The sequence below is a fragment of the Paenibacillus sp. FSL R10-2796 genome, from assembly GCF_037965315.1.
In the GTDB taxonomy this organism is placed as follows: Bacteria; Bacillota; Bacilli; order Paenibacillales; family Paenibacillaceae; genus Paenibacillus_AQ; species Paenibacillus_AQ odorifer.
Window position 1 is genome coordinate 7014498 of sequence record NZ_CP150178.1, and the last position, 24815, is coordinate 7039312.

A 24815-nucleotide genomic window follows, 5' to 3' on the forward strand; every position below is an offset into this window, starting at 1 on the left:
TTAACCTTTCACCGACCCACCCATAAGCCCTCTGACGAAATACTTTTGCAGCAGGAAAAAAATAGCGAGCGGCATCAGCATGGAGATAAATGCAGCCGAAGTAAGTAAATGCCAATCGTTGCCTCGTGAGCCTACTAAATCGGCAATTTTCATCGACATGACTTGCACAGACGGTTGATTGCCGATAAAAATCAATGAGACTAAATAGTCATTCCACACCCATAGGAATTGGAAGATCCCGATAGAAGCCAGTGCTGGCACGGATAGAGGCAGAATTAGCCTGCTGAATATAGTGAAATGACTTGCCCCATCCATGAAAGCCGATTCGAACAAATCCTTCGGCAATTGACTGATAAAGTTGTACATAAAGTACGTAACCAGCGGTAATCCAAAAGCCGTATGCGCCAGCCAAATTCCCAGATAACTTCCGTTTAGCCCAAGTGCGGTATAATCCTTAAGCACTGGAATAAGCGCAACCTGTATCGGAATGACGAGCATTGCAATAATGATCACAAAAAGGATTCTGCGCCCAGGAAACCGCAGCCAGGCAAAAGCATATGCAGCAAAAGAAGCGATCAGCACCGGAATAACTGTTGCTGGAACAGCAATCGTTAGCGTATTCCAGAAGGCCTGTGACAATCCGGAGCCTTTTTGCACCGTTTCACTACCATCAGCCTGTTTCAGCTTGTATTCCTTACCGGAAAGCACATTATTATAGTTATCCAGCGTGAGATCCGGTGTCATCTTCCAACCTTGTATCTGTTCATTTACGGTACGTGCTCTTCGATTCTCCCACATAAGCCGGCTGCCATCAGCCTTCACGCCAGCCTTCAACTCATCATCTGTATAAGTTTTACCGTTCACCTCAATTGGCTCCCGAAGATCCACATCCTTGGATAGCTGAATCGTCTCTCCAGCCTTCCACTCCTGATGAGGAAAAGCTTTCCACCATCCAGTCTGCAGAATGTCAGCAGCCGGACGGAAGGAGGAAATAAATAGCCCAAGAGTCGGAAGCAGCCAAATAAAACAGATCACACCCAACACGATATTTACAACCGTTTTGCCGCCTTTTCTCTTCTTTTTGCCAGCCATTAGAATCCCCCCTGCTTACGGAACTGACGTAGATTGATTATGATTACAGGCAGCACCGCGATCAGTAGAACAATAGCCAGCGTGGAGCCGTAGCCGAAATTACGGTACATAAAGAATTGCCGGTAGAACTGTGTAGCAACAACCTCTGTATCGTATTGACCTCCTGTCATCACCATGACGACGTCAAATATTTTCAACGTAAAGACGATAATGGTCGTTGTCACTGTCAGAATGGTTGATGAAATATATGGAATCATGATTCCAAAGAAAATCTTCACCTCATTTGCTCCATCCACTCGTGCAGCTTCCAAAATGTCGTCAGGAACCCCTTTGATTGCTGCCGAGAAAATCACCATTGCAAATCCCGTCTGCATCCAGATCAAAATGATAATGAGGAAAAAGTTATTCCATGGCTGAAGCATACTCGTCCAGGCTTGGGGTTCTCCCCCAAAATAAGTAACAATTGCGTTCAACAGCCCGATTTGTTCGTCACCCGGTTGATAGTAATATACGAATTTCCAAATGACTCCTGCCGCTACAAAGGAAATAGCCATCGGCATAAAGATGATCGATTTGGCGATTTTCTCATAGCTGCTGCGATCGGCAAGAATAGCAATTAAGAGCCCGAATGCTACACAAGCAAGCGTGCCAACGAATACCCAAAGTAAATTGTTACGCAATGCCGTTGCCATCAGATGATCGCTAAAGATCGCTGCATAATTGCTCAGACCCACAAATTTTTCTGAAGAAGCATTAAAAAAGCTCAAATATAATGTTCGCAGTGCAGGCAGGACCAGTAACCAGCCCAGAATAATCACTGCCGGACCAATAAAGATATAAGGCAGCACCTTACGCCGGATATGATCCGGGTACTGCTCAACCGCCCACGTCAGCGTATAGTAAATCAGATAAACACCTAGAACTCCCCAGAGGACAGCCAGAACCGCTGTTAGCAGCGGATTTAATGTGGAATCCCGGAAGAATAAAAAGATTGCGCCGTTAACAACAATATTCGCTAATAACACAACTAGGGACAGCATTACCGCCTTCAGGCTGACGGTTGGCCTAGCTTGTGGTTGTGTTGGCATTTGTGGCTGTGGCTGTGATTGTGCACCCATATTAGCTCCAGCTCCTCCTATAAGTTTTGCGGAGCAAAACTCTTATCATAAGCATCGAACTCACTAGTTAGAAAACAAAAAGAGGGGCAGACAATCCTCTTTTCTCACTGCCCCTCTTTTTACTGTGCGCTTTAAATATTAGGTTAGTTGTTCCAGCCGGACTGGATTTGTTCCAAGGCTTGATCCAGTGTCGCTGTACCGCTCACATAGTCGGTCATCCCTTTCCAGAAGGTGCCTGCACCCACTTTACCTGGCATCAAATCAGAGCCATCAAAACGCAGTGTGGAAGCATCTTGAACCAACTTCGCCATCCGGCGATCGGATTCAGAGGTATACCAATCAAGGGAAGCATCATTCATAGGAGCAATTACGCCGCCAGATTGTACCCAGCTCTTAATCGACTCTCCAGTGGTGAAGAATTCCATGACTGCACGAACCTCTGGACGATCGTTGAACATAGCGTAAATATCACCTGCAACCAGCACTGGTTTACCATATTGTGCATCAATTGGCGGCAAGTAGAACCAATCATAATCCTGATCAACCTTTGCCGTTTCAGGGAAGAAGCTTGTAATAAAGTTACCGAGCATATTAAACCAGGCTTTAGGCGGATCAGTGAACATTGGCGCTGGGGCATCCCCGAAGGATGTTGTCACGATAGACTTAGCACCACCGTAAACATAATCCTTGTTAAGCCAAATTTTAGACATGATTTCAACAGCATTTTTTACTTCTGGTGAAGTAAATGGCAGTTCACCTTTTACCCACTTATCGTAGTTCTCAGGCGTAGTCGTACGAAGCATTATATTTTCGACCCAGTCTGTTGCTGGCCAACCCGTTGCAGCACCGCTCTCAATGCCAATAGCCCAGGCAGGATCGCCATCCTTGGCAATTTGTTCAGTGAGTGCCATCAGCTCATCCCAAGTTTCAGGAACCTTGTAACCTGCATCATCAAATTGTTTCTTTGGATACCATACCAAGCTCTTTACATTACTGCGGTTCCAAATCCCCGCCATGATCTTCCCGTCTTTTCCGTCCATCGTAGACATATCGAGCCAGCTCTTGTTGTAATTAGCCGTCAATTTGTCTTGATCCAGCACACTGGTCAAATCGATAACCTTGCCCGTCTTAGCAATCGATGCCAGCAATCCCGGCTGCGGGAAGTCAGCGATATCAGGAGCATTTCCGCCGTCCACCCGAATATTTATTGTTGCTTCGAACTCCTTGGAGCCCTCGTATTGAATATCGATCCCTGTCTTCTCTTCAAATTCTTTAATGCTGCTCTCAAATTTCACTTGGTCAGCATCTACGAAGGGTCCAAACATGGTTACTTTAGTCCCTTTATATTCACCTTTCATCGCTAAATCTAACGGGGAACCCGAAGGTTCAGCACTAGGTGCATTTGTCGCTTTCTCGGTGTTATCTGCTGTTGGGCTGACTGTTGCCGCCGGTGGATCTGTAGGCGCCGCATTATTGTTGCCTCCGCCACATGCGCTCAGCGTCATTGTGAAGGATAAACACAGTACTAAAGCCAACGACTTTTTACGTCCTGAGATCTTCTTCATCTTTTGTACATCCCCTTTAATGGTTATAGAGATAACATCTTATTCAATCATCCGGGCACCCTGGCATGTATTAGCAGCTTGTAGCAGATCACCTCCTTGCAAAGCTTTTCAGAAGACAGGTAAATATCCTAAAATCAAACTCCATCACAAATGTAATTTAATAATAGCGCTTACATTTTTTATATTATCATAATTAGTAACCGTTTCCAATCGGAAAATGAGATGTTTTTCATAAGAATTCATACTATTTTCTATCCTAACATTTAAATTTTAATTAAGACCGATACATGGCTCTGAAAAGCTTTTCAGAAGAAGGTCACAAAAATAAAGAGCCTTTATTTTTCCCGCGTGGATTCCCGCACAATCAGCTTATGCTCCATCTTTTCATTCAATACCTGGACACCACCTGTTGTGAGCAATTCATGCAGCATCTCCGCCGCACGATACCCTAACTCATAAATCGGCTGTGCAATCGTGGTCAGCTTTGGAATGAACATACTCGACATCCGCAAATTATCAAATCCAATCACAGATACCTGCCCCGGAACTAGAATATTACGATCCTTCAGATAAGAAATCGTCCCCATTGCAAATTCGTCAGCAACACAGAAAACGGCGGTCAGCTCAGGATAATCAGTAAACAACTCATGCGCAGCTTGATAAGCGTGTTCGAATCTGTGATTGGCATATTTGCTCTTCACAATATTCTGCTGTAGTCCAAACTCTGTTAATGCTCTTACAAAACCCTCATAACGAGGCGGGCCGGATACGGAGTTATCATGGTTAAAACCAATCATGCCAATGTCCTTATGCCCTAAATCAATCAGAAACTTTACCGCATCGTAAGCCGCCTGTTCATCATCCACCTCCACAGATGGAATGTCGTACTCATCAGAATGCGAGGATACCAACACAAAAGGAATTCTACAACCGACTAATTTGTCATGTGTCTCAGGATAAAGGACATCACTGGCGAACACGATCCCATCCACCTGCTTCTCATGGAAGTTATCAATGTAAGACAGCATCCGTTCTTTGTCACGGTCCGTATTGCAGATCATTAAACTGTATCCGAGCTTGATGCATGCATCCTGCATTCCCCGAATAACCCCTGCGAAATACAGGTTCTCAATATCCGGAATCAGCAGGCCCAGTGTAAAAGACTTCTTGTAGATCAGGCCGCGTGCAAACGCATTTGGTTGATATTGCAAACGTTCTACAGCCTCCATCACTCGATTCCGTTTGCTCTCTACGACCGTATTCGGTGCATTCATAACACGCGATACGGTGCTGATCGACACCTCCGCCATTCTGGCAACATCTCTTATGGTTGGCTTCATAACGATAACTTCCTTTTTTTCAGGTAACTTTTCGATGTGATTATAGCAAGCCCGTTAAGAAATAACAACAGATTTTTTAAAGCGCTTACATTTTATTTTAAAGACATACTTATTCCTTATATAATCATTACAAAGTGCGTATAACTTACTTAAAGTGTGTATATAGTTTTATTACATGGTATACTAGGCGAGTAGCATTATTCGCAGCTACAAATACTGCTCTAGACTATCTGAGCGTTTATTATAGGAGGGATTACATTGAAGCAACAGCGCGATATTCGATTCTCCGTACTGGACTTAGCCTCTATTGTGGAGGGTGGCACAGCGGCAGACTCTTTTCATAACTCTTTAGCTTTAGCTCAACATGCTGAGGCATGGGGCTATCACCGGTATTGGTTTGCTGAGCATCACAACATGATTGGTGTTGCCAGTTCTGCTACCTCACTCTTAATTGGCCACATTGCTGGAGGCACAAAAAGCATACGCGTAGGCTCTGGAGGCATCATGTTGTCCAACCACGCACCACTTGTCATTGCGGAACAATTCGGGACCCTCGAATCCCTATATCCAGGACGGATTGATTTAGGACTGGGCAGAGCCCCAGGATCCGATCAACCGGCTTCCCGTGCGCTACGCCGTGGTCTCGGAAGCGACGGCAGTGACTTCCCCGAGCAGTTAAGTGAGCTCAGAGCCTACTTCGATCCTGCAGGTGCAGGATCACGACCGGCTGGGGTTCGTGCTGTTCCTGGTGAAGGCTTGAATATCCCCATCTGGCTGCTGGGCTCCAGCGGTTTTAGTGCTCAGCTGGCAGGGAAGCTAGGTTTACCTTTTGCTTTCGCCAGCCATTTCGCACCAGAATATTTACTACAGGCTTTACACATCTATCATAGTAATTTCCGTCCTTCAGCAGCACTCGACAAGCCTTATGTGATGGTCGGAGTTGGCATTACAGCAGCCGATACCGTGAATGAGGCAAGACGACTGGCTACCTCGCAGCAGCAGCAATTCCTTAATATCATCCGCGGACGTACGGGGAAGTTACAACCACCGGTTGATAGTATGGAAGGGCTATGGACGATGCAAGAAAAAGCAGCCATGCTTGAAAAACAGCGTTACTCTTTCGCTGGTGATAAAGCAGCAATTAAAGAACGGCTTCAAGAAATCCTGCAAGAGACACAGGCCGATGAATTGATTGTTTCTGGTGGAATTTATGATCCTAACGCTCGTCTACGCTCTTATGAGATTGTAGCCGAAGCTATGAAGGAAATCTAATTTATCATCATAATTAAGGCAAGACGATAGGTCTGGTATCGGGGTTTGAGCCCTATTCCAGATGTATGTCTTGCCTTTTTATTTTGCATTCATAATCGTTCTCAATAAAACACAATAAAAACAATGAATTACATAAAAATAAAGAGTTAAATAGAGAAAACTGGTGTAAACCCATTAATAGAATTGATATTTGATCAAATATGATGAATATTCTTCTAATATCCCATTTTTGTTTAGATATTATTTTGATTATACTTTAGTTATTCGCTATAACGAACGAATTGACGGTATATCTCTACTCTCTCCTTTCGCTTTCACGGAGATTCCTGTATGCGCACAAGGAAGTAGTACTGCGAGATACCACTTATTTCGACAATGTTTGATGGAAAATCCGATTAGAAGAGAAGAATTTGCCGGAAGCCCGCAAATGATGTCTACAAAATTTAATATGGGGTTCAGGAGAAAGGAGCGAGTAAAGTGAAGAAGAAATATCGCTCGGCTTTCATAGCTGCCTATATCCTGACTATTCTAGCAGGAGTCATCTGGCATGCTGGCGGAGTTAGTGCGCAAGATACCATTAAGCTTACGGTGAATTCGCATACGACGAGCACTGCCACCATGAACAATATGCAGCCTGGTGATGAAACGAACTCAGAATACACAATTATTAACGCAGGTAGTGAGGGCTTTAATTACTATGTGGACTTCAAATTCATCTCTGGAGACGCAGAATTATACGATATTCTCCAAATGACACTCGAAAAAGAGGGAGTAATCATCTATTCAGGGGTGATGAGCGAGGCTGCCGGAAGAGTTGCCATCGGTTCACTAGCCGGGGGAGAACAAAGCGTAATCCAAATGGATGTAATTTTCCCGTGGGAAGCAGGGAACGAATATCAAGGGAAAACCACCACTGTAGCCTTTGAGTTCTCCGCTTCTGGAGGACCGGAGCCTTCCGCTCAACCTAGTCCTTCACCGACAGCGACGGCCACAGCTCAGCCTACACCGGAGCCATCACCTACAGCGACTGCTACACCTACTGTAGTGCCAACTACGACACCTACTGCCACGGCTACAGCTACACCTGAAGCTTCGCCGACCGCAACAGCTTCACCAACCACGACACCTACAGATCCGACGACTACCGCTTCACCAACTGCGGCACCTACAAATACACCGACGGCTACTTCGCCAACGGCAACAGCAGCCGCCACACCAGGGCAATCAACGACACCAACACCATTGCCAACACCCACAGCTTCACCAGTAGTAGATGAAATTAGTGTCACTGAAGCGCCGATCCCACTGGGTGGAGGCGATAATGAGCCGACAGTATCACCAAGTGCTGGCAGCCAAACTACCAGTGCAACACCGCAGCCAAGCAATGAGATCGCCCTGCCTGATGATGAGCTTCCACTGGGAGCACCAGAGGTTGGCAACAAGCTTCCAAATACCGCTGAGCCTTGGTATAACTTGATTCTTGCCAGCTTAGCCATTGCGGTACTCAGCGTGATTATCATGCGCAGATTGAAATCGAAGAAATAACCACATTTTGCAGCATAAGTCTGGAGGTGAGAGAGTATGAAGAAGCGTAATGGTGTCTTGCTAGCCGTGAAGCTAATCTTCATACTCTCTTTAGTTGTGTTGATTTACTCGGTTGTACAAGTGGTCAAAGCACCGCTCGAAGCTAAACAGGCTTTAAATGATTGGGCAAAAAAGAGGGAGGAAGCTGTCGCCCGCCCCCTTTCTGCCGAAGAAATCCCTCTTCCCATGGGAATGATCAGTTCAGCCAAGGAACAGCCGCACCCCGCTCATTCCTATTCAGAAGGTGAAATCATAGGAGAGATTCGTTTCCCCAAATTAAACAAAAAGATCGCAGTGCTAGAAGGCACGGAAAGCCCAGAGCTAAAAAAGGGAGCCGGACATTATAAAGGCAGCGCAGCTATCGGTGCCACCGGCAACAGTGTGCTCGCAGGCCACCGCGATACAGTGTTCCGTAATCTGGGAGAACTCGTCGCTGGAGATCTTATCGAGCTGGAAAGTACCGATGGGACTTTTACCTATGAAGTAACAGGCAGCACAATTGTTGACGGGGACGAACGTGGTGCTATAAAGCCAAGTGATAAGGCCATCCTCACATTGATTACCTGCTATCCCTTTTCATATGTGGGATCTGCACCGGACCGTTATTTACTTTCAGCGAAGTTAGTGAAACAAGATATATTGCCGCATTAAACTTAAATATTACCTCAATCTTCTTCCTCAGGGATGAGACCTTATATGGAAAGTGATACTATATATATACAATAGTAAAGAGGAGATGACCCAAGGTGAAGAAAGAGGTTGTAGAACGGTTTATTTCGTATGCACAAATGGATACCCAATCGAATGAAGATAATGAGACTTGCCCATCCACTCCGGGACAGATGGTTCTGGCCCACAAGCTGGTTGAAGAGCTTAAGGAAATCGGCATGGAGGAAGTCCAGGTGGACGAGCATGGCTATGTTATGGCGACACTCCCTGCGAATACGGACAAGGATGTTCCGACCATTGGTTTTTTAGCCCATTTGGATACAGCGACTGATTTTACCGGAACGAATGTGAAGCCACAGATTATCGAGAACTATGATGGTCAAGATATTCTTTTGAATAAAGAGCTGAATGTTGTATTATCCACAGCGAGCTTTCCGGAGCTGGCGGAATACAAAGGCCACACCTTAATTACAACCGACGGCACGACCCTGCTTGGCGCAGATAATAAAGCCGGTATTGCTGAGATTATGACCGCCATGCATTACCTCATTCAACATCCAGAAATCAAACACGGCAAGATTAGAGTTGCCTTCACACCAGACGAAGAAATCGGCCGCGGGCCTCATAAATTTGACGTAGCCGCTTTTAATGCTTCCTATGCTTACACTGTAGACGGAGGTCCACTCGGAGAATTAGAGTATGAAAGCTTTAATGCCGCGTCTGCCAAAATCTCAGTCTACGGCGTTAATGTTCACCCTGGGACTGCAAAAGGAAAGATGATTCATTCCGCCAAAATCGCCATGGCACTTCATCTCAGACTCCCTGCTGAGGAAGCGCCCGAATATACAGACGGTTATGAAGGCTTTTATCACCTAAGCTCTATAGAAGGCACACCTGAATTCAGCAAGCTGCAATATATCATCCGCGACTTCGATCGTGAGAAATTCGAGGCACGTAAAGCATATCTCTCAGCTGTCGTAGAAGAATTCAAAAGCATCCATGGTGAAGAGAACATCGTGCTTGAAATGAAGGACCAATATTACAATATGCGTGAAAAAATCGAGCCAGTGCGTCATATCGTCGATATTGCCCATGAGGCGATGGAGAACCTTAACATCACACCGATCATCCGCCCGATTCGCGGAGGTACAGATGGCTCGCAGCTTTCCTACATGGGCTTGCCGACACCTAATATTTTCACCGGAGGCGAGAATTTCCATGGCAAATTCGAATATGCGTCTGCGGACAATATGGTAAAAGCGGTAAATGTTATCGTGGAGATTGCTAAGCTATTCGAACAGAAAGCCTAAAGTATTATCCGCATCACTCCTTTAAAACACCAAAAAATCCCTGTAGAGGCCGATCCAGACCTCTCAGGGATTATTAATGTTCATAGGCTATTCGATTAGCATCTTTCTTCCGGCGGCGTGTCCTTCCAGATCACGTTTTCTCCGTAATTTTTACCCCAATCATACATCAATCGAAGGACGGGAAGCAGACTTTGGCCATATGATGTCAGGGAATACTCTACTTTTGGCGGAACCTCAGCGTACACTTTTCTTAGAACCAGCTGGTCCTCTTCGAGCTCGCGAAGCTGATTGGTCAACATTTTTTGCGTGATATGAGGAATTAGCTTCTTCAGCTCGCTGAATCGCTTTGTCCCTTCAAGCCCTAGATGCCAGAGGATAATCAGCTTCCATTTCCCTCCGATCACCGCAAGCGTCAATTCCTTCTCACAGTTAATTTCCTTCAAGTTTATGCGATCTTTAATCTCGGTTGCCATACCTAAAGCGCCTCCTCTCTCCTGTTATCATACTAACACAAAAACGAATAACCTCCTTATAGGAAGGCATTCGTTTCTGTACGTTCACTCTAAATTAGCATGCTTGCCGAACATTTGCTGATTCGTCTGCCCCGTCTTCTCCATCATTCGCAGAATAATAGCATCATAAAAGACCAACATCGTCTGTTCGAATAAAGAAGCCATCGGCTGGATCGTGCTGTAGCTTCCACTGGCCGGATCTTTTGGAGATCCCGGCAGCTTCACTGTATAGCCCGCTAAACGTCCAACCGTCGAATCCGGCGCAATGGTAACGGCAACAACTTCTGCACCCACCCCTTTGGCTTTCTCAGCCATAGAGATCAACCCTTTCGTCTCACCGGAACCGGAACCGAGGACTAACACATCCCCCTGTTCAATCCCCGGAGTCACCGTTTCGCCTACAACATAAGCCTCTTTACCAACATGCATTAACCGCATAGCAAAGGCCCGTCCCATCAGTCCAGATCTGCCCGCTCCAGCCACGAAGATCTTATTGGACTGAAGCAGCAGCTCAGCCATTCGCTCAGTCTCTTCTTCATCAAGCTGAGATATGGAGCGCTGGAGCTCCTCTATAATTTGCTGCGCATATTTCATTGTATCCATTGTAATCTTAAGCCTGACTAACTAGACGTTTCATTTCTGCTGCGGCAGCCTTTTGATCCGCTTCACCTGTGATGCCTCCGCCAACGATGACAAGATCAGGGTTCGCGGCGATCACTTCTGGAAGTGTGCTTAGCTTGATCCCTCCAGCGATAGCTGTTTTGGCCTGCTTAACCACACTCTTAATCGCATTTAAATCTGCAAAAGAATTTTTACCTTCCGCTTGATGGTCATATCCAGAGTGTACACAGATATAGTCTACGCCAAGTGCGTCTACTTCAGCCGCTCTTGTTTGGATATCCTTCACATTAATCAGATCAACTAGAATCTCTTTATTGGTTTTCTTCGCTTCCTCCACTGCACCTCTAATGGTAGAATCATCAGAAACACCAAGTACAGTAACGATATCCGCGCCCGCTTCCACAGCCTTCATCACTTCATATCCACCTGCGTCCATGATTTTCAAATCTGCCAACACAGTCAAAGCTGGAAAAGCCTCTTTGATTGCCTTCACTGCATGTAACCCTTCATTTATAACGATAGGTGTTCCAATTTCAACGATATCTATAAATTCGGCAACTTTTGAGACAACCTCTTTCGCTCCCGCAATGTCCACTAAATCCAACGCTAATTGTAATTTCATATTTATTTGCACTCCTTATTAATATATTTTAGTAAGTCATGTACAAATTGTAGTTCCTTACATCCCTTTAGGGAAGTAGGCACTTTATTGTGATGTAGTTACCTGGAGGATACTAATGTGCGGTTAAAGGGCTCTTTTCGACTTAAATTAAAAACGTTTTGTCATTTTTCTGTAAAAATACTGCATTTCCATGAAAGCTGTGCTAATATTACAGTTTGTTTATGAAATTTTAGGAAGTACATCATAATATAAGAAGGTGCACAATGAAGCAAAATAATCACCAGGAATTCAACCTGGTCAAACTGACCTGGCCGATTTTCCTCGAGCTATTCCTCTTTATGCTCATGGGCAGTGTGGATACTTTTATGATCAGTTCAGTGTCCGACGATGCCGTGTCTGGTGTCGGCGCAGCGAATCAGATCATTGCGATAGCAATTTTAGTCCTCAGTGTAATTGGTAATGGCGCAGCTATTGTGGTCTCCCAATATCTCGGTTCCAAAAAACCTCTGGAAGCCGCTCAAGTGACCGGCAATGCTATTACCCTAAACCTGTTAGTCGGCATTCTCCTAAGTACGTTTTTGCTGATATTCGGAGGGGCGCTACTGACTGCGCTGAATGTAAAAGGGGATATCCTCATTTACGCCAAAGCCTATATGAATATTGTTGGGGGCGGTATTTTTCTGCAAGCATTAATTAATGCTCTGGCGACTACTATCCGTACTCACGGTTTCACCAAACAGACGATGGTCGTATCCTTGCTGATGAATATCATTCACGTAGTGGGCAACTACCTGCTCATTTATGGTCATTTCGGACTTCCGGCGTTAGGTGTGGAGGGTGCGGCTATCTCAACAGTGATGAGTCGCTTTATCTGCCTGATCCTATTCTTCCTGCTGCTCTACAGAGTGATGGAGGTACGGGTGAAAGTAACCTATTACATTCATCTTTCTAAAAAATACGTGCTGCAAATTCTCAAAATCGGCATCCCGTCCGCTTTTGAATCCATCACTTATCAGTCGTGCCAGCTTGTATTCACACTGTATATTACTTATTTAGGCGCTGAAGCTATGGCTACCCGCCAGTACGCGCTTAATATTTCCAATTATATTTATTTATTCAGTGTAGCTGTCTCTATGGGAACTTCCATCGTTGTAGGACATCTCGTGGGAGCTAGACGACCTGATGAAGCCTATAAGCGTGTGTTCACCAGTGTAAAGTGGGCGTTGCTGGTTACCGTAATAATAGATGCTGTGGTGATTTTCTTCCGGGTACCGCTATTCGGGCTTTTCACAGACAATGAGAACATCATTAGGATGGGGGCGCAGGTCATATTGCTTAGCTTCTTCCTGGAAACCGGGCGCACAACCAATCTGGTTATCATTAACTCTTTACGTGCCTCGGGCGATGCCAAATTCCCTGTATATATGGGACTGATCTCCATGGTCTGCATGAGCTTACCTCTTGGTTATTTCCTGGTGTTCCAACTTGATCTCAGGTTAGCCGGCGTGTGGATTGCTACTGCGGTCGATGAGTGGGTGAGAGCCGTCATTATGTATTTCCGCTGGAAGAGCCGAGCTTGGGAGAAACATGGACTTATCGAACACGAAGCTCCAGAACACTGTACACCTTCCGCTACTCCTGCAGCTGTAAATTAATATGTATATACAGAGGGTTCTTTAAGGTCATATCAGATCTTAAGGAACCTTCTATTTATTTACGCCAACATTACATAAAATTTGAGAATGAAGGAACCATTCTACGTTACAATAGATAGAACATAATTCACAAAGCTAAAGGAGAGAACTTCATGCCGGAGGAAACCGGAATCCATGAGTTACTGACGCTCAAAACGATTGCGGAGACTTTAAACAGTTCCAATGAGCTCAGACCCATGCTCGACACAGTCATGGGCAAGCTACTTGAGTTAACCGGAAACACTGCAGGCTGGATCTTCCTGAGCGAAGAATACATGGAATATGAGTGTGCCGCTGATCGAGGCCTGCCACCTGCACTACAGCGCGACAATAAACAACCAATGCAGTGCGGAAGCTGCTGGTGCCTAAGCCGCCTATGGGACGGTCGGCTCGAGCATGCCGTTAACATTCTAAGCTGCAAGCGGCTGAGTAACGCCAGGCAGTATAACTGGGGCGACACGCTGGGCATCACCCACCACGCCACCGTCCCGCTGCATTCAGGTGAGCGTTACTTGGGACTTATGAATGTGGCCGCACCAGGCAAAGCACATTACGCCGACAGCGAGCTGGCTTTGCTGCAATCCGTGGCTTTGCAAATTGGCAGTGCTATAGAACGGATGCAGTTATATAGCACCGAGCAGCGCCGCGCGAATCTGTACGCCAAATTAGGCGAATTCAGCGCAGCTTTAAATCTAACCGCCAACCAATGTATCTCGCCCAGTATTCTGATCGAGAAAAGCGCCGCCCTGATTGGCGACTATTTCGATTGGCCCTTTGCAGCGATTATCGGGCAGCATGAGGGACAATTCGAAGTCCATGCTGCCTATGCGGCTAATATAACGCCGGAAATAGCTCCCTTCGAGCTCTCGGATTCTTTTAAAGTACGTCTAGGAGATATCACAAAAGGACAACGCTTTGCGACATTAACCCCTGATGAAGAGCAGGAAATTACGAAGTCCTGCTGTTCTAAACAACCTGTCGCGGAGCGTGTCGTGATGCTCGCTGTGCCCTTTCGGCAGATTGCCGCACAAGGTGCAGGAATTCTACTGATCACCTCACCCAAAGCACTAGCCTCCGCAACTGCGGATGGAGAGGTGCTTGAGGCTGTCGCTGAGCATATTTCCGCTACATTGGAAAGTGCTCAGCTTGGAGAGAAACGCCGCGAAATTGCGCGTCTTGACGAGCGGAATCGTCTGGCCCGTGACCTGCACGACTCCGTGAACCAGATCCTCTTCTCCCTCTCAATGACCGCCAAAGGCGTGGAAAGTATGCTGAAGCAGGAGCATGTCTCCCATCCTGCTACTGAGGCTGTCCGCGATATTCAAGCTTTATCCCAGTCTGCACTCAAAGAAATGCGTGCATTAATTATGCAGCTTCGGCCTGCCGGACTGGAAGCCGGTTTATTGACTGCGCTGCAGGCTCATGGCCAGCAGCTAGGGCTGCTGATACAGACGCAACGGAGCGGTGTTCACGAACTTCCCCGCAACGTGGAGGAAGGGCTGTGGCGCATTGGCCAAGAAGCACTCAATAATGTACGGAAGCATTCCGGAACCTCTAAAGCGGAGGTATCTCTGCATCTGAATGCAGCCGAGGTGGTACTGAGCGTTGCCGACCAAGGTAAAGGCGGGGCCAAACGGCGTTCTAACACAGACACTAATGAATCTCTTGGTCTGCATATTATGAAGGAAAGAGCAGAAGCTCTCTCCGGTCGTATTCATATCCACAGTGTGGAAAATCAGGGCACAACGGTTGAGGCAACCATACCTCTGCCCATCCAATCTACATGAAGTCGGGTGATCATAAATGACGATAAACTTATTATTAGTAGACGACCATGCAATGGTACGCCGTGGGCTGCAAGTATTTCTCTCCACACAACCCGATATCAAGGTGATTGGGGAGGCCTCCAACGGCCGCGAGGCACTGGAAAGAACAGCTGATTTGAACCCGGATGTCATATTAATGGATTTGCATATGCCCATTATGGACGGCATTGAGACCGCTCAAGCGCTGAGGATCTCCCACCCGCAGGTCAAGGTCATTGTATTGACCTCCTTTTCGGATCAGGATCATGTACTCCCGGCTATCCGCGTAGGAATCAAAGGTTATTTGCTTAAAGATATAGAACCAGAAGCGCTGGTAGTTGCGATCCGTAAGGTACATAACGGGCAAGTGGAGCTACATTCCGAGGCTGCCAGCCAACTGATGAATCTAATGGCGATTTCTACACTAGAGCAATTGAAACTTAACACTTCCGATCCGAACGGCCCAAACACAACACCTGCTGCGATCACCGGATTAGAGCTTCTTACCCCACGCGAGCAAGAAGTATTAGACCTGATTGCGCTCGGTATGAGCAACAAAGAGATTGCCAGCAAGCTGGTCATCACCGAAAAAACCGTTAAGACCCATGTCAGCCACGTTCTCGGAAAGCTAAACTTAGCGGATCGGACTCAGGCTGCCATTTTCGCATTGAAAGGCGGCTATAACGCCTAGAATCAAAACTCCTCTACAACTTTAGTCTTAGATGCTCAGCACAATGGCTGAGCGTTTTTATTATGTATGTTCATTCCATGTGCTGATGTTAACAGAGGCCGATTCAACTATCATTGGTTTATAGCAACTGACCTCACATAGGAGTGGATACAGATGAAAGTGATGATCCTGACAGGCAGTAATCGAAAAGAAGCAACCAGCACGAAGCTGGCAGAACATGCCGCCCATTTCATTAGTCAGCAAGGAGAAAAGGTTACCGTGTTTGATCTCTACAAACGCCCACTTCCCTTTTATTCACCAGACGAGGTTTACACAGAGCATGAACATTTAAACGAGCTTAAACAAGAGATGTTAGCAGCGGATGCAGTAATCTTGGTTACTCCGGAATATCACGGCTCGGTAAGTGGCGTATTAAAAAATGCGATTGATCATCTAGGCCAGGCGCATTTCAACGGTAAAGTTGTGTTATCCGCCAGTTCAGCCGGGGGAGCGGTAGGGATAAGCTCATTACTTCAATTGCAAGCCATCGTACGCAACCTGCATGGCATCAATACACCAGACTGGATCTCCATCGGTGGACTGCAACGCAAGCGTTTCGAGGTCGGGTACGACGGATACGAGGGCGGGCAAGAAATCGAAGATCGCATCCACCTAGTATTAGAAGCATTCCTGAACTTAGCCCGCAAAATCGGCAGACCGGCAGGTGCTATCCAATGATCAAAGGACTATATGAAGCACATTTACCAGTAAGCAATCTTGAAGTATCCATCGGATTTTATGAAAAATTAGGTCTGAAAATGGCTTGGCGGGATGAAGAAACTGTATTCTTCTGGATCGAGGAAGGTCGAAGCTGGATTGGTCTTTGGGAAGGCCAGGAGGTCCAAACCCCATACCATCCGTCCTTGCGGCATATTGCCTTCCGTGTCACTTACGAGGATTTGAAGCAATCACTGCAATGGCTGGAATCGATTGGTGTAGAGGCTGTTCCGTTCCGCAACCGGACTTCTGTTGAGCCTTTTATCCGGGCTTATCAAGGAAATGCTTCTGTCTACTTCAACGACCCTGACGGCAACAGCTTGGAATTTATGTGCCACGTAGAGGTTCCTGAACATCTGAAGCATATTTCAGAGAACATAACCTTAACGGAATGGGAGAAATTACTGCACAGTAAATAAAATACTCAAACAAAAAAACAGCTGCTCCCGTCCAAGGGTCCAGCTGTTTGAGTATATTAGCTTCTTCGATTACTTAATCGAAATGCCCTTCTTCATGGCCTTCATGTCTGCATTCGTATTCACAAGCGTTGGCAGTATCTTCATACTTCTAGTCATGGGAGAGTTGCATTGCCAGCAGGTAGGTACATATTGAAAGGCGAAATTATCGCGCATCCAACCTGTGCAACCTTCCTTGGTACAGGACCAAATAGCTGTGTCTTCTTGCGGAAGTTCCTCCAGTGCTTTTTTACGAAAATACATAAGTACCCCTCCTTGGATCGAATCGAGACGATATCGCTACCCTATTAGGGGCAGATTCATACTATGAAAATAAAAAAAGCTGCCCTCAACTTGTGTTAAGGGCAGCCTGATTTTTAAACTACAGTTTTACAACGTTTTCGGCTTGTGGTCCACGAGCGCCTTGAGTTACGTTGAACTCAACGCGTTGGCCTTCGTCCAAAGATTTAAATCCGTCGCCTGTGATTGCGGAGAAGTGTACGAATACGTCGCTTCCACCTTCAACCTCGATAAAACCGAATCCTTTGTCTGCGTTAAACCATTTCACTGTACCTGTTTGCATGATATTACCTCCAATATTTTATTTAACACATGTCCTTTTATTCCTACGTAGTGTACGAACAAATAAAAATTCACACATTGGAAAAGGACTCATACGCACAAATGATAACCTTTTACAATATGTGAATTAAGGGTTAAATTTATGATTGATTTCATTGTACCACACTAAATCACTAAAAGCAATGCGTATGCCTATTTAATTTTCACTCCGGCTCTTATTGCCTATAAACAGCAGCAGCAGCCGAGCCGGACGAACACCCATGTTAGTCGATATAACCTGCCAATCCTTTATCCATCAAGTAATCCATTTCTGCATCAAGAATGGTCTCTACTGTGATTTCATCCAGCTTCACATCACGTTGGGCAGTGACATAGTCGACCAGATCATCGCTGTCGATGTCTACCTCACCCTTGGCGTTCGCCTTGGCTTTATTGATAAAGGTCTGTTCATGCTTCAATACTAAGCGGATGACTTGCGGCTCCACTTTGGTTTTGGCAGATAATACATTTACTAGCTCCTGCTCATTTACTTTGTCACTCATTTTTTAAATTTCATCTCCTTACAATTATTACACAATCATTGTAGCATATTTCGCGCTTTAACGCGTCATTACGCGAAGTATACCGCGGTTTATTCACACTTTTCTTATCATCCCAGCGTCTATAACGTTCCACTTGAAGTAAGTTATTTAATAAAAACAGTTGTGAGGAACATTGACTTGTGCCAAAATATAAAAAAAGTGTTGGACCAAATGAATACTAGAAAAGGCGGTTGAATTCATGAGCTCTGTATCTACCCAGCAATTAGACACAAACAGCAACAAGGCACATCGTTATATCGAAGACGTATACGCACAGGTTGTTGCGCGTAATCCTTTTGAGCCCGAATTTCATCAGGCCGTAAAGGAAATCCTTGAATCTTTGCTTCCAATCCTCGCTGCTGAACCTAAGTATCAGGAAAATGCCATTCTGGAAAGATTGGTTGAGCCAGAACGTTTGATTATGTTCCGTGTTCCTTGGACAGACGATCAAGGTAAGGTCAGAGTTAACCGTGGATATCGTGTACAGTTCAGCAGTGCAATTGGACCTTACAAAGGTGGACTTCGTTTTCACCCATCCGTTAATGCTAGTATTATCAAATTCCTTGGTTTCGAGCAAATCTTCAAAAATGCTCTTACCGGCCAACACATCGGAGGAGGTAAAGGCGGCTCCGACTTTGATCCTAAAGGTAAATCCGAAGGCGAAATCATGCGTTTTGCACAAAGCTTCATGACTGAATTGCAAAATTACATCGGTCCTGACCAAGACGTTCCTGCAGGAGATATCGGTGTAGGTGGTCGTGAGATCGGCTACATGTACGGACAATACAAGCGGATCCGCGGAGGATATCCGGCTGGCGTATTGACTGGTAAAGGTATTGGTTACGGCGGAAGTCAGGCTCGGACAGAGGCTACTGGTTACGGTACAGTTTATTTCGTAAACGAGATGCTGAAAGCAAAAGGCCTTTCTTTTGAAGGAAGCCGCGTTGTTGTTTCCGGTTCTGGTAACGTAGCGATCTATGCGATCGAAAAAGCTGTACAGTTAGGCGCTAAAGTCGTAGCTTGTAGTGATTCCGCCGGATATATCTATGACGAAAATGGGATTAACCTCGAAACTGTCCGCCGCCTGAAAGAAGTCGAAAGAAAACGGATTAGTGAATATGTGAATGAGCATCCTAACGCTGTGTATACTGAAGATTCCACGCAAATTTGGACCATTCCTTGTGATATCGCCCTTCCGAGTGCTACTCAGAATGAGATTGATGAAGCCATGGCATTGAAACTGATTGAGAATGGTGTAAAAGCAGTAGGCGAAGGTGCCAATATGCCATCCACCCTTGAAGCTATTCATCAGTTCCAACAAGCTGGCGTACTATTCGCACCTGCTAAAGCTGCTAATGCTGGCGGCGTAGCTGTATCTGCGCTTGAAATGGCACAAAACAGCATGCGGTTGTCCTGGAGCTTTGAAGAAGTAGATACGAAGCTGCATGAAATCATGGTTTCCATCTACGAACAATCTGTAAATGCATCCGAGCAATATGGACAGTCCGGCAACCTTGTTGCAGGAGCGAACATCGCTGGATTCAAAAAAGTGGCCGACGCTATGCTGGCTGAAGGTGTAATCTAAATAAATTACCGGCGCTCTAGTCACGAACGCCCGACATACAAAAGTCCCCGTAACCGGTCAGCAAGAATCCGGTTACGGGGACTTTTTGTGTGTCTAAGCGTTCCATCCGGGGATCTTCCGCAAATCCCCGTCCCAAATCGATTGAGTACTCTCCACAGTCGTATCGTGGGGTGAAGAAGCCGTACGAATGTAACAGGAATCTATTCCTATCGTTAGCGCCCCTGCAATATCCGTACGGGGATCATTCCCGATCATGATGGCCGAACGCAAATCCGCTCCATAATGTTCAACTAAATAACGATAAAATAGCGGATCTGGCTTACTCACTCCTGCTTCGGAGGAGATGGCAATACCATCGAATAAAGGAAGAATACCCAGCATCGTTAATTCTGCTTCTATAAAGGTTTTCTGGCCATTGGAGAGCAAAAACACCTTTTTGCCATGTTCTCTTAATGTTTGCAGAATTTCAACCACACCCTCATAAAGTGAGATATGGATCATCGATAATGTCCGCAGCCATCTAACCGTTTCATGTAACCACGCTTGATCCGGTTCCCCACCCAATTGACGGGCCACAGAACAAAACACATCCTCCATTACGAAATCTGGATACTGACAATTCCGTGCGGCTTCGGTGAGCTGTAAATCCCTCTCCCGCAGAAATTGTGCCTGTAGCTCACTTCCTGTTATGGACATCCCCTGATATCCGAAATGGAGCGATAATCGATCCCATACCTCCTGCTTCTCCTCATCTGTCTGAATATCGATTAATGTGCCATACAGGTCGAAAATATAAGTCTCGTACATCCACCGTCTTCCTTCCTATTATTCTCTCTGTGTTTTATCCCTTAGTACCATTGCCATTGTCGGTGGTTGTCTGGCCCTCCTCCATCCGGTTTGACACCTTTTGATAGAGATAGGAGATGCCGAGCAAACAGATACCAAAGCTGGCATAGGCTATGATTTTGCTACCAGTATTCAGCAGACCCAAATCATAGAGCAGCAGCTTGCCCGTGGCCAGCAGCGTTAATCCAAGGCCGAAGCGCCGGATGTACACATACCTTTTGCGGAAGCCATACATGATAAATAGAACGGCTAACAGTAGATAAATGAGACTAAAAATTAACCCTGCATCACTCAGTTGCAATTGCACTCCTAGGAAAGCGGTGATAATGCCGAGTAGATAAATCGCCATGAAAACAGGATAGATCTCCATACTCTTAAACTGGCGATTCAGCGCTGCAATCAGCAGATCACGTCCGCTAAACCAAACAAAGATATTAAAGATAATCAGTACGGCCAGTGCGATATAATCAGCTGCTGTATTTTGCGCGAGATTATTTTGCAGACTTGGCAGCCCTACTGTAATCACTATACAAATGACGTAGCCAATCCCAAACAGAAGTCTCACATAATATTTAACAATCGTGTCATACAGCACCTTCACCTTTGGCAGCACGTAAGCCAGAACCAAGGTCCATACCGCGGACAGCAGCAAGTTATAGAAGGTTCTATGCGCAAAATCCTCCGGTACAACCAGATGATACAATCTTCCCGATTCATACAAGCCGTAAATCCAGAAATTTAATAACGCCGCATATTTGAACCACAACGCTAAGGTGATTTCATAAGGTTCGCTGCGCTGAAGAGCATCCTTACGGTTATGCTGAACAGCATACAACACCGCGACAATCAGCATGCCTGCTGTGATAAAGACATATTTTAGCGGGAAGTAGACATCTCTAAAATTCGTCCATTGATAGTCTGCGACCCACTGCGTCGGTACATTTAGACAGAAGAATACTACAAGGCAGAGCATCATAATGCCCCAGCCTGCCCTTTCCATCCCCTTAAAGCGGTTCAGATTGCCATACAGCGTAAGAACGACGCCCTCAATCAGCCAACCGATGGACCACCAAGCCGCTCCAAATTGAAATGGAATCATCAATATGCCGAAGGTCAGTGAAGTGGCATAGAACAGCAGCATGCTTTCTTTTTCCTGTGGCATCAGCTTCTCGAGCCCTCGACCCAGACCGAGATACAGCAGGCAGAAAAGCAACGCCAGTGCACCATTGTAATCCTTCAGTCCTGCATCCATAAATAAAATATACAAGGTGAGACAGCTAATAAACGTATTACATCCTAAGAGAGAGAAATCCCACCAGGACAGCTTGGAACGATATTTGAACGGGTACCACAAGGTAATTCCCAGATACATCGCAAAAGTCAAAACAGCATAACACATATTAATTCCGTTGCTATCCGACAAAGCTATTAATATGAGCATGGAGGGTGTATTAAATAAGTAGCTGATATAATTGACAACGTTCCAGCGTTTGCGGAAAGAAATCAATAAGATGAATAAATTCAATAAAAACAAGTAACCCATAGCCACATAAACCGCGTTGCCCGAAAGGCCAAACGCCCCCAGATAAGAGTATAAGGGCAGATATCCTCCGATTAAGCCCAGCGCACAAATACTCCGTGATTCATACCTTAAAGACAGGAGTACCGCAGTTAAAGTAACGAGTACAGACAAAGATAACCCTACATATATACTAATAATATCAAGCAGAAAATAGCTATAAAAAATAGAGCCATACAGCACCGAAATCCCGCCGCCAAGCAGCCCTAAAGCGAAGGTGCCTTTTCCTTTGCGGTATAGCCACTCCCCGCCTCCCAGCATCAATAACCCCAGTAGAAAAAAAGCGCTTCCCTTCATATAACCTGTGAACCAGTTGGAATAGGTATACCTGAAGCCTGCCCCCACCGCCAAAATCAACAGCAGAATGCCCAGCTTGTTAATCCAGCTTAGTCCAATCTTCATTTCGATCTGATTTTGTTTTCTTCGGCGCTTAAGCACCTCTTCACTGATCTCTTCCGAAGCAAAATCATGTAATCCATTATCCATGCCCGAGTTGAGGCGAAGCTCCGCTTCCCTCAGTCTCTGCCGCTGTGCCAGCACACGCTCATTTAATTCTGCCGCCAACGCCCCGAGTCGACTGGATATCTCTGCTTGTTCCTCACCCAGCTGCCTGGAGGCTGTGTGGTACAGCTGCTGAATATGGCGTTTCGTCTCCACTTCAAAAGCCGTCAGCCGATCCGTATGAGCGTGGCTTCTAGAGGCAAAATAAGTTTGCAGCTTCTGCCTCGACACTTTTAGAATGCCCAGCTTTTCATCTAAAATTTGTTCCGTTAGCGCAACTCTTAGCTCAGTATTCTCTTCTTGAAGCTTACCTACCTGAGTCTTTAGCTCGACCAAAGCGAGCTTATGCTTCTCATATTGCTTCTTCAAGTATTCATTCTCGTTGACCAGATCGTGACTTTCATATTCCGCGATCAGAGCCTCATATTCCTTAATCAGCCCGTCCTGCTGTACCTTCATGAATCTCAGTCGATCTTTGAATGACTCCATAGCGCCTCCTTATGTGAGCGATTGTTAATACTTACATATTACTACATATAGCTGGGGGGTCTTATGCTTTTTTTATATTTGCAGTGAATGAAGATTACAATCGGGATGCAAAAAAACTGCAACATTTTGGAGGGGTGTCCCGTCAGAATAATAACAACACTAACAAAAGATTTTAAAAGGAGCTCACAACCATGAACAACATTTTAAAAACAAGTACAGTTCTTTTAACTTTGTCCCTAGCACTTTCTACAGGAGCAGCTTATGCTGCACCCACCACAACTTCTGCTAAAAATGAGGCTACACAAACCTCCGCTAGCGTTAATCAAAAGACGTTTGCGATTGAAATCAACGGATCGACTATTAAAGAAACAGGCTTCCAAAGCACAAGCGGTAAAGAGCCGATGGTACCACTACGTTCAATTACTGAAGCCCTTGGATTTGAATTAACCTGGAATGCACAGAATAAATCCGTTGAACTTATCAATGGCGCTGTATTCACTACAGTGAAAGCTGGAGAAGATCGTTATAGTATCAACAAAATGAATACAACACTTGGAACTGCACCACAATTGGTTGACTCCACTTTGTATGTCCCAGCTTCCTTTTTAAGCGAAGTAATTCATCAAAACATGACTGTGAAGGGAGATTCCATTGTGATCAACACAAATGCCGCCGAGCAGCACATGACTAAGACTGGTGTGATTACAGCAGTCTATGATGGTGGTAAATACCAATCCGTTCAAATCCAAGGTGTAGGTACGGATGGAATCGTATTAAATGTAGGGGAAGATACGGCTATTGAGATGGCTGACGGCACTAAAATTGCACTCAAAGATCTCCATATCGGGATGACAGTAAAAGCAGAACACTCCATGGTCATGACTATGAGTCTTCCGCCACAAACACCAACTTACAAAATCACCGTTCTGGATAAGCAAAAACAAGATGATCTTCTAGGTACTGCTGGTACTATTGAAGAAGTTCAAAAAGACGATAAGGGAAATATCAGTATCACTGTTAAAGGTAGTGGCCTGAGCGAATTGTCACAAAAAGAAGTAGTACTGCGCATTAGCGAAGACACAGTGCTCATTAACAAAGACGGCGAAGCTGTTAAAAGCAGCGAGCTTGTTAAAGGCACAAAAGTTATCGGATTCTACAGCCCAGTGCTGACCAGAAGCCTGCCACCCATCGGCACAGCTGTCAAAGTTGTAGTAGATTCTGCACAACAATAAGAGAGAGACTGGAATCTTATTAAAAATATTCCAAAGAGACATTAAAACAGCGATCCTTCCGTTATGGGAGGATCGCTGTTTTGCGTTATAGACTATAGGTTGGCTGACTCGCTTCAGCCGATTTGTGAGGTAAACGAAGGCCGGCTGAACGCTTGGTCACACTTTTACTTGCCTTGCTGCAGAGTTTGGGATGATCATAATCGCGAGCCTTACGGACCCAGCTGACGTTATTTGCGAATTTTCTGCCTTCAGAGCAGCGTTTCGGACTCCAGCGCCACTATTCATTAAAAAGAGGGGCATATTCAATGTTTTTT

Annotated in this window: 23 protein-coding genes; 11 read left to right on the forward strand and 12 right to left on the reverse strand. The window is 45.5% G+C overall.

Features of this window, described 5'->3' with window-relative positions:
* The 4 genes from NST58_RS31280 to NST58_RS31295 all read right to left on the reverse strand — a co-directional run bounded on the left by NST58_RS31280 (nucleotide 1) and on the right by NST58_RS31295 (nucleotide 5115).
* Nucleotides 1-1092: a carbohydrate ABC transporter permease gene (locus tag NST58_RS31280; RefSeq protein ID WP_248548939.1), complete on the reverse strand. Its 1092-nt coding sequence runs from the start codon at nucleotides 1090-1092 to the stop codon at nucleotides 1-3.
* Nucleotides 1092-2180 carry a sugar ABC transporter permease gene (locus tag NST58_RS31285; protein WP_036682450.1) on the reverse strand — a complete coding sequence of 363 codons (1089 nt, stop codon included), beginning with the start codon at nucleotides 2178-2180 and terminating at the stop codon, nucleotides 1092-1094. Before NST58_RS31285 ends, NST58_RS31280 begins: the two co-directional genes overlap by 1 nt.
* 173 nt (nucleotides 2181-2353) lie before the next feature.
* A complete protein-coding gene (locus NST58_RS31290; protein WP_038574978.1) occupies nucleotides 2354-3775 on the reverse strand; it encodes an ABC transporter substrate-binding protein in 1422 nt (473 codons plus the stop codon).
* 335 nt (nucleotides 3776-4110) lie between these two features.
* Nucleotides 4111-5115 (reverse strand): LacI family DNA-binding transcriptional regulator, encoded by a 1005-nt coding sequence (locus tag NST58_RS31295; protein ID WP_036682112.1) that lies wholly within the window; start codon nucleotides 5113-5115, stop codon nucleotides 4111-4113.
* 258 nt (nucleotides 5116-5373) lie between these two features.
* Here NST58_RS31295 and NST58_RS31300 point away from each other — a divergent pair, with 258 nt between their 5' ends.
* From NST58_RS31300 to pepT, 4 genes are all read left to right on the forward strand, one after another.
* Nucleotides 5374-6387, forward strand: a complete 1014-nt coding sequence (locus NST58_RS31300; RefSeq protein WP_081393898.1) for an LLM class flavin-dependent oxidoreductase — start codon at nucleotides 5374-5376, stop codon at nucleotides 6385-6387.
* A 477-nt stretch (nucleotides 6388-6864) separates the two neighbouring features.
* On the forward strand, nucleotides 6865-7932 hold the full coding sequence (locus NST58_RS31305; RefSeq protein WP_339245398.1) for a hypothetical protein: 1068 nt from the start codon (nucleotides 6865-6867) through the stop codon (nucleotides 7930-7932).
* Between the two features lie 36 nt (nucleotides 7933-7968).
* Nucleotides 7969-8622 (forward strand): sortase, encoded by a 654-nt coding sequence (locus tag NST58_RS31310; RefSeq protein WP_076181939.1) that lies wholly within the window; start codon nucleotides 7969-7971, stop codon nucleotides 8620-8622.
* A gap of 95 nt (nucleotides 8623-8717) precedes the next feature.
* Complete coding sequence (gene pepT / locus NST58_RS31315) at nucleotides 8718-9950, forward strand: peptidase T (protein WP_076181937.1); 1233 nt, start codon at nucleotides 8718-8720, stop codon at nucleotides 9948-9950.
* Between the two features lie 95 nt (nucleotides 9951-10045).
* On the opposite strand, the gene NST58_RS31320 is transcribed toward pepT, so the two are convergent.
* The 3 genes from NST58_RS31320 to hxlA form a co-directional block, all read right to left on the reverse strand.
* Nucleotides 10046-10423 carry a helix-turn-helix domain-containing protein gene (locus tag NST58_RS31320; protein ID WP_036682121.1) on the reverse strand — a complete coding sequence of 126 codons (378 nt, stop codon included), beginning with the start codon at nucleotides 10421-10423 and terminating at the stop codon, nucleotides 10046-10048.
* A gap of 84 nt (nucleotides 10424-10507) precedes the next feature.
* Nucleotides 10508-11065, reverse strand: coding sequence for a 6-phospho-3-hexuloisomerase (gene hxlB, locus NST58_RS31325; protein WP_036682124.1), 558 nt, complete (start codon nucleotides 11063-11065; stop codon nucleotides 10508-10510).
* Nucleotides 11066-11072: 7 nt separating this feature from the next.
* Nucleotides 11073-11705: a 3-hexulose-6-phosphate synthase gene (gene hxlA, locus NST58_RS31330; RefSeq protein WP_036682127.1), complete on the reverse strand. Its 633-nt coding sequence runs from the start codon at nucleotides 11703-11705 to the stop codon at nucleotides 11073-11075.
* 263 nt (nucleotides 11706-11968) lie between these two features.
* Here hxlA and NST58_RS31335 point away from each other — a divergent pair, with 263 nt between their 5' ends.
* The 5 genes from NST58_RS31335 (at nucleotide 11969) to NST58_RS31355 (ending at nucleotide 17070) form a co-directional block, all read left to right on the forward strand.
* Nucleotides 11969-13360 carry an MATE family efflux transporter gene (locus NST58_RS31335; protein ID WP_076276266.1) on the forward strand — a complete coding sequence of 464 codons (1392 nt, stop codon included), beginning with the start codon at nucleotides 11969-11971 and terminating at the stop codon, nucleotides 13358-13360.
* Between the two features lie 152 nt (nucleotides 13361-13512).
* A complete protein-coding gene (locus NST58_RS31340; protein WP_076219649.1) occupies nucleotides 13513-15186 on the forward strand; it encodes a GAF domain-containing sensor histidine kinase in 1674 nt (557 codons plus the stop codon).
* Nucleotides 15187-15202: 16 nt separating this feature from the next.
* A complete protein-coding gene (locus NST58_RS31345) occupies nucleotides 15203-15895 on the forward strand; it encodes a response regulator transcription factor (protein WP_076219648.1) in 693 nt (230 codons plus the stop codon).
* A gap of 153 nt (nucleotides 15896-16048) precedes the next feature.
* Complete coding sequence (locus NST58_RS31350; RefSeq protein WP_076219647.1) at nucleotides 16049-16612, forward strand: NADPH-dependent FMN reductase; 564 nt, start codon at nucleotides 16049-16051, stop codon at nucleotides 16610-16612.
* Nucleotides 16609-17070: a VOC family protein gene (locus NST58_RS31355; RefSeq protein WP_076219646.1), complete on the forward strand. Its 462-nt coding sequence runs from the start codon at nucleotides 16609-16611 to the stop codon at nucleotides 17068-17070. The genes NST58_RS31350 and NST58_RS31355 overlap by 4 nt, the downstream gene beginning before the upstream one ends.
* 69 nt (nucleotides 17071-17139) lie before the next feature.
* Here the strand turns inward: NST58_RS31355 and NST58_RS31360 are convergent, their stop codons facing one another.
* The 3 genes from NST58_RS31360 to NST58_RS31370 form a co-directional block, all read right to left on the reverse strand.
* A complete protein-coding gene (locus tag NST58_RS31360) occupies nucleotides 17140-17370 on the reverse strand; it encodes a cold-shock protein (RefSeq protein WP_036682139.1) in 231 nt (76 codons plus the stop codon).
* Between the two features lie 118 nt (nucleotides 17371-17488).
* Nucleotides 17489-17689, reverse strand: coding sequence for a cold-shock protein (locus NST58_RS31365; RefSeq protein WP_019914790.1), 201 nt, complete (start codon nucleotides 17687-17689; stop codon nucleotides 17489-17491).
* A gap of 262 nt (nucleotides 17690-17951) precedes the next feature.
* Nucleotides 17952-18230, reverse strand: a complete 279-nt coding sequence (locus tag NST58_RS31370) for a hypothetical protein (RefSeq protein ID WP_339245404.1) — start codon at nucleotides 18228-18230, stop codon at nucleotides 17952-17954.
* Nucleotides 18231-18468: 238 nt separating this feature from the next.
* Between NST58_RS31370 and gdhA the strand changes: the two genes are divergently transcribed.
* Nucleotides 18469-19854: an NADP-specific glutamate dehydrogenase gene (gene gdhA / locus NST58_RS31375; RefSeq protein WP_036682144.1), complete on the forward strand. Its 1386-nt coding sequence runs from the start codon at nucleotides 18469-18471 to the stop codon at nucleotides 19852-19854.
* A 93-nt stretch (nucleotides 19855-19947) separates the two neighbouring features.
* Here the strand turns inward: gdhA and NST58_RS31380 are convergent, their stop codons facing one another.
* Nucleotides 19948-20661: an HAD family hydrolase gene (locus NST58_RS31380; RefSeq protein WP_076219645.1), complete on the reverse strand. Its 714-nt coding sequence runs from the start codon at nucleotides 20659-20661 to the stop codon at nucleotides 19948-19950.
* Between the two features lie 34 nt (nucleotides 20662-20695).
* Nucleotides 20696-23269 carry a DUF2339 domain-containing protein gene (locus NST58_RS31385; RefSeq protein WP_339245407.1) on the reverse strand — a complete coding sequence of 858 codons (2574 nt, stop codon included), beginning with the start codon at nucleotides 23267-23269 and terminating at the stop codon, nucleotides 20696-20698.
* 191 nt (nucleotides 23270-23460) lie between these two features.
* Here NST58_RS31385 and NST58_RS31390 point away from each other — a divergent pair, with 191 nt between their 5' ends.
* Nucleotides 23461-24501 (forward strand): stalk domain-containing protein, encoded by a 1041-nt coding sequence (locus NST58_RS31390; RefSeq protein ID WP_076140656.1) that lies wholly within the window; start codon nucleotides 23461-23463, stop codon nucleotides 24499-24501.
* The last annotated feature ends 314 nt before the right edge of the window (nucleotides 24502-24815 follow it).